8 protein-coding genes are annotated in these 6619 nt (G+C 43.6%); 5 read left to right on the forward strand and 3 right to left on the reverse strand.

Going from position 1 to position 6619, the window contains the following annotated elements; genetic code table 11:
• Positions 1-258: 258 nt before the first annotated feature.
• Both V7K40_RS01545 and V7K40_RS01550 read left to right on the forward strand, forming a co-directional pair.
• Positions 259-1050, forward strand: coding sequence for a YdcF family protein (locus V7K40_RS01545; protein WP_334956073.1), 792 nt, complete (start codon positions 259-261; stop codon positions 1048-1050).
• A gap of 127 nt (positions 1051-1177) precedes the next feature.
• A complete protein-coding gene (locus tag V7K40_RS01550; RefSeq protein WP_094329446.1) occupies positions 1178-1399 on the forward strand; it encodes a hypothetical protein in 222 nt (73 codons plus the stop codon).
• Between the two features lie 5 nt (positions 1400-1404).
• Here the strand turns inward: V7K40_RS01550 and V7K40_RS01555 are convergent, their stop codons facing one another.
• A complete protein-coding gene (locus tag V7K40_RS01555; protein WP_334956075.1) occupies positions 1405-1647 on the reverse strand; it encodes a ferredoxin-thioredoxin reductase variable chain in 243 nt (80 codons plus the stop codon).
• Positions 1648-2437: 790 nt separating this feature from the next.
• Here V7K40_RS01555 and V7K40_RS01560 point away from each other — a divergent pair.
• On the forward strand, positions 2438-2560 hold the full coding sequence (locus V7K40_RS01560; RefSeq protein ID WP_334956077.1) for a hypothetical protein: 123 nt from the start codon (positions 2438-2440) through the stop codon (positions 2558-2560).
• Between the two features lie 42 nt (positions 2561-2602).
• On the opposite strand, the gene V7K40_RS01565 is transcribed toward V7K40_RS01560, so the two are convergent.
• Both V7K40_RS01565 and bchI read right to left on the reverse strand, forming a co-directional pair.
• Complete coding sequence (locus V7K40_RS01565; RefSeq protein WP_334956078.1) at positions 2603-2899, reverse strand: hypothetical protein; 297 nt, start codon at positions 2897-2899, stop codon at positions 2603-2605.
• A gap of 168 nt (positions 2900-3067) precedes the next feature.
• The gene (gene bchI, locus V7K40_RS01570; RefSeq protein ID WP_334956080.1) at positions 3068-4192 is read right to left on the reverse strand and encodes a magnesium chelatase ATPase subunit I; all 1125 of its coding nucleotides are present in this window, start codon (positions 4190-4192) and stop codon (positions 3068-3070) included.
• Between the two features lie 459 nt (positions 4193-4651).
• Between bchI and V7K40_RS01575 the strand changes: the two genes are divergently transcribed.
• Together V7K40_RS01575 and V7K40_RS01580 are read left to right on the forward strand one after the other, a co-directional pair.
• Positions 4652-5875, forward strand: coding sequence for a glycoside hydrolase family 10 protein (locus V7K40_RS01575; RefSeq protein WP_334956082.1), 1224 nt, complete (start codon positions 4652-4654; stop codon positions 5873-5875).
• 220 nt (positions 5876-6095) lie between these two features.
• Complete coding sequence (locus V7K40_RS01580) at positions 6096-6377, forward strand: NB-ARC domain-containing protein (RefSeq protein ID WP_334956084.1); 282 nt, start codon at positions 6096-6098, stop codon at positions 6375-6377.
• Positions 6378-6619: the final 242 nt, after the last annotated feature.

A 6619-nucleotide genomic window follows, 5' to 3' on the forward strand; every position in this document is an offset into this window, starting at 1 on the left:
TCGCCTTTGGCGTCTCCCCTTGGGAGATGACTCGCTCTAAGCGAACGCAAGAGCGTCTCTAAGAGTTGCCATGCCGCAGGCTTTACGCTGCGCTATCCGTTGTTCGCGCAGCGTCTTTGACAGGAGAAACAGCAACTAGCGTCATTGGGCATTGAGAATTGGGCATTGGGCATTAGTCAATAGTTCTTTTATCCCCTACTCCCCTGCTTCTTTCTTAGCCCCCAGTCCTCGCCTATGCCTCATGCCCCATGCTCTAATATGTTTTTATATCTTTCTAAATTACTGCCACTATTCTTTTATCCACTAGGACTAGCCTGCGTGAGCTTGGTAGTAGCATTAGTCACGTTGTGGAAACGACCGTTCACTGCGGCGATCGCAATTGCCTTTGCCCTAACTTTATTGCTATTTTCTAGTAATGCTTGGATTGCTAAATCATTAGTGCGATCGCTAGAATGGCAAAATCTTCCACCCGCCCAAATGCCAGTTGCAGAAGCAATTGTGGTTTTGGGTGGCTCAACCAAATCAGCTTTTTTCCCAAGACCTACCGTCGATTTAAGTGAATCAGGCGATCGCGTGATTTATGCTGCACAACTATATCGCCAAAAAAAAGCGCCTATAATCATTCTCAGCGGGGGTCGGATTGATTGGCGTGGAAGTGGTTCACCAGAGTCGGCAGATATGGCAACAATACTCACATCTATCGGTATCCCATCTGAGGCAATTGTCCAGGAACCTGAATCTCTGAATACTTATCAAAATGCAGTGAATGTCCAAAAAATTTTGTCATCTCGTGGCATTCGCCAAGTATTATTGGTAACATCGGCAATGCATATGCCGCGATCGCTTCAGATTTTCCAGCGTCAAGGAATCAATGTCATTCCTGCACCCACTGACTTTCTTGTGAGTGAAGGTGAACTGCAAGAACTCGGCAGCACTCCCAAAGCCGCTATACTGAATTTATTACCTGATACCGACAACTTGCACGAATTTACCAGTGCTTTAAAAGAGTACATTGGTTCTTTAGTTTATCGCTTACGCGGTTGGCTTTAATAAAGTTATGAGTTATGAGTTATGAGTTATTAATTATGAAATGTAATAATTGCCTGAATTCCAAACTCTTAACTCCAAACTCCAAACTCCTAATCCCTAACTCCTAACTTCTAACTCAATTAACATTATGTCTAAAAATTTACCTTATATTATGCCATCCCCTCAACCCCAAGTTGAGGAAGCTTTTGCTGCTTACCAAACAACCCACCAGTTCTACCACGAAGTTCGGTCACGGTCAGAGTTTCAGCGTTATTGTGAATGGTATTATACAACAGCAGAACAGCATCGGCAAGAGCTTAAAAGAATGCGCGGCGAACTGAATATTTTCCAGTGGTTTCGCCGGCGATAAGTGATTTAGATGATTTCTAACTCATTTTCACGTAAATGGGCTTTAAACTTTTTACTAAACTGGACTACAATCGGCAGATTAGCGCTTATCGGTCTGCCTCGCCATTGGGTGGCAATACCTACCACATCACCTTCTGTGCCTTTGATGTCAAAAGCCTGACTCCGATGTTCAGGATGATGATACACTACTACCGATTCTTTAACACGGACGCGATCGCCAACTTTCATAACAACATTTACACCTAGCATTTGCTTTTCCACAAGTATCTGCTACAAAATATATGATTAAATCGCTTAAAATTTGATTTAATCAGTTATTTCTTGACGCTTCATCGGGGTAAGACGGCGCATTTAACCCTCTGCGTCCACGCAAGGCAACGCGTTGCGGTGAGTCCAGCGCTGTAGCGACTGCCGCACGTCTTAGCAGTCCGTGCGTACTTTTTTAAGTTTTTTGCCGCGTTAATATGTATCGCCCTTACCCTCCGTTTTTACCCCAAAAGCAGGGAAATGAAAGGAAATCAGGCGACATCAGATGTGTTTAGTACTTTGACAAGATATCTAACCCTTTTATCTTCACTCTAGGATGTTCCCCAGGTCAACTGTCTCACCAATTTTCGTACATAGCAGACGCGCTGTTATTATCGAATGCACTCTGACTCTGACCTCTCTCCGAAACGGAGAGAGGCTTTGAATCTTACTCCCCTTCCCTTATAAGGAAGGGGTTGGGGGTTAGGTTTCTATTGGACTCAACTGAGAAACGGTATAGAGTCTAACCAAAATTTACTTGCTTACTTAAGAAATCCCGGAAGTTGGAATGATAAAGACTGTAGCGGATTTCTCCATCAATTTGAGGCACTGCGCCCTTGCGGTTTCCCGACTTGTTCGCTCTTAGCGTTCCCGCAGGGTAGCAAGTGCCGTCCTGGAGTGTTAAAAACTCACGTCAATTTTCCAGAACTTCTTCAACATCGTATTCATCAGCATCAGAGGTAGAAACTCTTTATATCTGATGCGTGAGTCCTGCATTTTGTAGCTCACTTACTTGCAAACTGCTGTATCAACAGAGCATCCCATAAATAGCTTGCCTACGCAGGCTTGGTTTATTTTGGCAAAATTAGGATACTTCCGATGTGGTGTAGATTTATTTATGGTGCGATCGCCATAACATATCAACAGAACATCCCATAAATAACCCTAGTTGCATGTATTACTGTTGGTAAAACAATTCCCCGAATTGATAGAGGCTGATGATAAGCAATAGCGATGCTGTCAGTTGGGTAATTCGTGTCTGGGGTGAGGGGGCGATCGCTTCCCGTACTAAGATAGAAATAGATGCCCCAACTACTAGGCTCAAGCCTAAGATTAAATAGGGTCTGTCGGGTAAAATAGTGGCTATTGCTAGCATAGTGATCGCTAATAAGAGCATCAATAATTCTACAAACCTGGGCGGATTGTATTGACTAGATAGAACGAAGCTATTGAACCAAAAAGACCAAAATCTCATAGTCAGTGTTGAATGTTGTTAGCGGATAGCTATGGTTTAGCCCGTGCTGACTTAGGAGTTGTGAGTTATGTAGTCAGTGCTGAGTGAGGAATTAAAGTTGTGAGTTATGAAGCAGCTTTCCATTCAAAACTCTTAACTCCTGTACAGACGCGATTAATCGCGTCTCTTTTAACCCCTAGCCCCTAACTTTTGACCTGTGCCATTTTTTTGTGCAGTATCACTTTCTGGTAGTTCGACGCCAAAGACGCGGCTAAAAGCTTTGGCGACTTTGTAACCAGAATCAATCGATTCTAAGGGGTCTTTCCGCAGTCTGTGACGCAAGCATAGGGTAATTACGCGGTGGATATCATCAACTGTAACTTCAGTGCGTCCTTCATATGCTGTTAAGGCTTTGGCGGCACGGTTACTAACAATGTCACCCCGCAAACCATCTACATCCAGTTCAGAGCAGACTTCAGAAATTTTTACCCGCAGATCATAGTCAATTTTCACTTCTGGCAAAAGCTGTTGGGCATTGACAATTTGCTCTTGCAATGCTTCTTGTTCGGGTTTGTACTTTTCGAGAAATACTGGAGGATTTTGGTCAAAATCCGCCCGTTGTTCCACGATTTGCACCCGCAAAACTGGTTCTTTTACTGTGTGAATTTCTGCGTGCATCCCAAAGCGATCAAGCAGTTGAGGCCGCAGTTCGCCTTCTTCAGGGTTTCCAGAACCCACAAGAACGAAACGCGCTGGGTGACGGATAGAAATACCTTCCCGTTCTACAGTGTTCCATCCACTGGCAGCAGAGTCCAGTAGCACATCTACCAGGTGGTCATCTAGTAAGTTGACTTCATCTACATAGAGAATGCCTCGGTTAGCTTTTGCCAGCAGTCCTGGTTCAAAGGCTTTGACACCTTCAGATAAAGCTTTCTCAATGTCGATTGTGCCGCAAACTCGGTCTTCTGTAGCTCCTAGCGGCAGGTCTACCATTTGGACTTTTTTCTGAGCTACAGGAAATTCTGCCCCTTGTTCTAACAGTTGGCGGACTTCATCGCTCATCAAGTCGGGGTCGCTAGGATCACTACTGAAGGGGTCATTGGCAACCACGGAGATTTCTGGCAGCAGATCCGCCAGCGCCCGGATAGTTGTGGATTTACCGGTGCCGCGATCGCCCATGATCATTACACCACCAATTTTGGGATCAATCACGTTCAATAGCAGCGCCAGTTTCATTTCTTCCTGGCCCACAATTGCCGTAAAAGGAAATACTACGCGACGCGCACTTGCCGTGGATTGAGCAGTTGGACTCACTAAATTACCTTAACAATATTTTTCTTATTACAGTTCTTTATTGTGACACAGGTAGGGCGTGGGAGAAATCAATTCAAAATTCACTCATTCAAAATTCAAAATTGTACCCTTACAGGGATCTTGCTACGCAAAGCGTCTCGTAGAGAAGAAAAAGGCTGAGGGAGATGTAGCTTTAGCTTCGCCCAGGGTAGGAGTTCAGGAAGATGAAGTATAACCAATCCTCAATGCCCAATAGACATTGGGCACTAATGACTACTAGCTGCGTCAAACATCTTATAACTTTGCTAGGTCTGCTTTAGTTTTTCTGGTGCAAAAGTTCCATAAGCAGGGAATGAACAACTACCAACTGATCAATCCTGTAGTAAGCATAAATACTTGTAGACTATATGAATGGTTAGTAGATTCAATCATCAAAGCGAGCAATGGAGTGTGTAGGTAGCTAACGCATCATTCAAATCTATGAAATTACCTTTTCTTGTTCAAAGTTGGCGGCGTAGATGTATAGCAGCTTGTCGTCAGATATTGCTCAAGTATCTTTTTCCGATTCTCATTTTAATATCCTTTGTTACGGTATTGCTGGTAGACAACTTCACCCCTGCGATCGCACAGTTACCCCGTCCGGAAATTCGCGGGGTTTGGATGACCACCAATGATTTTGACACCCTCAAGAGTCGCGCCAAAGTGCAGGATGCGGTGAGTGAACTACAACAGATGAACCTCAACACAATCTATCCTGTAGTGTGGAATTCTGGCTATGTGATGTATCCCAGTGCCCTAGCACAACGTGCAGGTATTCAACCTTTTGTCTACAAAGGTTCAGATGGGCATGATATTCTGGCAGACCTGATTACCCAAGCCCATCACAAAGGATTGCTAGTAATTCCCTGGTTTGAATTTGGTTTCATGGCTCCCTCAACCTCAGAACTGGCACTGAATTACCCAGATTGGTTCACACAAAAGCGGGATGGTAGCCAAACTTCAATCAGTGCAGCTGGTGAGGTGATGTGGCTCAATCCCTTTCATCCACAAGTGCAACAGTTCATTACCAATCTCGTGCTGGAAACTATTACTCAATATGATGCCGATGGCATTCAATTTGACGATCACATGAGTTTGCCCTACGAATTTGGCTACGATCAATATACAGTTGCCTTGTACACCCAAGAAACTAATAATCCTCCCCCAAGCAATGCCCAAGATGCGGCATGGGTACAGTGGCGGGCAGATAAAATTACGGCGTTCATGGTACAACTTAACCAAGCAGTGAAGCAGAGAAAACCCCAGGCGATTTTCTCCGTTGCTCCCAATTACTATGATTTGGCTTACAAGTTTCACCTGCAAGATTGGCTGAGTTGGATGCGGCAAAATATTGTGGACGAGTTAATTGTGCAAATTTATCGTCCGAATCTGCAAAGTTTTGTGGCAAATATTTCTCGCGCAGAAATTCAAGAAGCGCAACAAATAATTCCAACTGGAATTGGCATTATGACAGGGTTACGAAATAATCCAGTTCCCATGCAGCAAATTAAGTCTCAGGTGCGAGCTGCCCAAGAACGCGGTTTAGGCGTAACCTTCTTTTATTATGAAAGTCTTTGGAACAATGCTATAGAATCCTTAAACGAGCGACAAGCTGGATTTGAAAGTCTCTTTCCATCTCCTGCACTCCGCGCCAAAATTGAATAATTTCTCTCTTGCAGATGAGGTTACTGTACTATAAATTAAGGTTTTTACACCTAATGGTAGTGCGATCGCCTGTTGTCCTAAAAGGCTCAAATTTAGCATTAAAAATTACAATGGTTCAATCTAATTTTTATAGAATTCCTTCAAATAGGCAATTTTAGATGTTGAATTCAAGTAGGAGTCGCTAAAATCTATACATCTGACCAAGTATTTCCATTGCCAGATGACAACTCCAACACCTTACTACATCTCTCGCAAACAGGCTCATGACTTTCTAGCTAAATTTGCCAAAGCACTGGTGGTATCTCCAGAGTCCAACCCACTGCTGTTTCAGGTTTATGGGTTTGGAGGAGTTGGCAAAACTACCCTCCTCAAACAAGTAAAACAGACGCGGGAATTGCAAGCTGACTTTGCAGAAGTCTCTTTTGGTCGTACACCAGGTATTGAAACGCCACTGAAGCTAATGGAAAAGATTGACCAACAAATAGGTATTAATCAGCATTAAGTGTGCCTATTTAATCGCTACATTCCTTATTTCTTCCACTAACTACAAACAATCAGTAAACAACCTCTAGTTCGGATTTTTGCGTCAAATGACAAACCTTTCTGACAATTCAAAAATCTACTCATCGTCCACATCTGCAAATATAGATTTTATAGCCCTACGCAAATACGTTAGGACATTGTTTGAATGCGGCATCGACACAATCACGAAAGCGATTAAATTCATGCCAACGTTGCCGCATC

It is taken from the genome of Nostoc sp. (assembly GCF_036917195.1).
GTDB lineage: Bacteria > Cyanobacteriota > Cyanobacteriia > Cyanobacteriales > Nostocaceae > Nostoc.

Coding starts and splice junctions, on each gene's coding strand:
- V7K40_RS01545 (WP_334956073.1), top strand. CDS start 259: ATGTTTTTATATCTTTCTAAATTACTGCCACTATTCTTTTATCCACTA.
- V7K40_RS01550 (WP_094329446.1), top strand. CDS start 1,178: ATGTCTAAAAATTTACCTTATATTATGCCATCCCCTCAACCCCAAGTT.
- V7K40_RS01555 (WP_334956075.1), bottom strand. CDS start 1,647: ATGCTAGGTGTAAATGTTGTTATGAAAGTTGGCGATCGCGTCCGTGTT.
- V7K40_RS01565 (WP_334956078.1), bottom strand. CDS start 2,899: ATGAGATTTTGGTCTTTTTGGTTCAATAGCTTCGTTCTATCTAGTCAA.
- V7K40_RS01575 (WP_334956082.1), top strand. CDS start 4,652: ATGAAATTACCTTTTCTTGTTCAAAGTTGGCGGCGTAGATGTATAGCA.
- V7K40_RS01580 (WP_334956084.1), top strand. CDS start 6,096: ATGACAACTCCAACACCTTACTACATCTCTCGCAAACAGGCTCATGAC.